The following is an 851-nucleotide window of genomic DNA, read 5'->3' as shown; positions in this document are numbered from 1 at the left end:
GAAGAGATTCTCCGCCTGGCCCGGCTCTATCATGTCTATATCGTGGAAGACGACTATCTGTCCGACTTTGACAGCAGACGGGAGCTGACCTTTCACTATCTGGATGACTGCCAGCAGGTCATCTATATCAAATCCTTCTCTACCAGCCTTTTTCCGGCTCTGAGGATTACCGCTCTCCTCCTGCCCCCAGGCATCAAGGAGACCTTTATCGCCTATAAAAGCGCTGTAGACTATGACAGCAATCTCATCATGCAAAAGGCCCTGTCCCTCTATATTGACAGCCTCATGTTTGAAAAAAACCGTCTGGCCCTCCTGCAGCTGCAGGAAAGGGAAGCAGAGAGAGCTCAGCAGCTCGCCGACCAAGCCCAGCTTGCCCTGCCTGTCTATCCGACCAAGGATGGTCTGCTGCTGGATTTGCGGCCGCTCCCTTCTGTCAGCGCCCTCAAACACAGCGGCCTGCCGCTTGATTTCTTTGAAACCAGCTATGCCAGTGACTGCCCCTATCACTATGCCAAGCTAGCATACGATGGCTTAGAAGAAAATCTAGAAAAACTGAAAAATCGCATGTTGATTTTGGATGAGTATAAAAAGGCTAAAAATCCCTGACCTATGGTATAATAGGATGATATGACAAAAGACAATACTAGTTCAAACAAATTATACAAACTACTCTTAGCTTTATTAAGCTGTGTCTTGGGGCTGTCGTTTCTGTTCATGATGCTGAAAGATGTCTCGTCCACTAACTGGTACCAGAGTCGATTTCACGGGTGGCAGACCATAACGGCTGAGGTGAGCGGGTTTACGACCAGTCCGGAAAAACGCTCTACACCCGCTTACTACCCTATTTATCA

Annotated in this window: 1 pseudogene; it reads left to right on the top strand. The window is 48.4% G+C overall.

What is annotated here, in order from left to right:
• Positions 1–606, top strand: a pseudogene (locus tag STRDD11_RS05930) (PLP-dependent aminotransferase family protein); the annotation flags it as partial.
• Between the last annotated feature and the right edge of the window lie 245 nt (positions 607–851).

Origin of the sequence: Streptococcus sp. DD11, assembly GCF_001578865.1 — a bacterium.
GTDB classification, from domain to species: domain Bacteria; phylum Bacillota; class Bacilli; order Lactobacillales; family Streptococcaceae; genus Streptococcus; species Streptococcus panodentis.
This window is presented reverse-complemented; position numbering and strand designations above follow the sequence as displayed.